At 74.4% G+C, this 254-nt stretch carries 1 protein-coding gene; it reads left to right on the top strand.

Annotated elements, in window-relative coordinates; translation table 11 throughout:
• A partial coding sequence (locus CH341_RS35545) for a hypothetical protein (RefSeq protein ID WP_210208745.1) occupies positions 1-217 on the top strand: 217 nt, incomplete at its 5' end.
• Between the last annotated feature and the right edge of the window lie 37 nt (positions 218-254).

The raw sequence follows: 254 nt of genomic DNA, 5'->3' as shown, positions 1-254 counted from the left end.
CGCGGCGCCGCCCCCGCCGCCCCCGGGCGGTGCCGTCGTGCCGGTCGCGGCTGGCGGCTACGGCTACGGGGCGCCGATGCCGCCCGGAGCGATCGCGACGCTGACCGACGGCAGCGTCTCGGCCGTGATGAACGGAGCGCAGTATTTCCGCTACGGCGCGACGCTCTACCGCGCAGTGAGCGAGGGCAACCAGGTCGTCTACGTCCCGGCCCAATAAGCCGGCCGCAGGTCCGCCCGAACGAAAAAGCCGGCCC

Source organism: Rhodoplanes roseus, assembly GCF_003258865.1.
Lineage (GTDB): Bacteria > Pseudomonadota > Alphaproteobacteria > Rhizobiales > Xanthobacteraceae > Rhodoplanes > Rhodoplanes roseus.
Note: the sequence above shows the minus strand (reverse complement) of the source record. Positions and strands in the feature narration are given on the sequence as shown.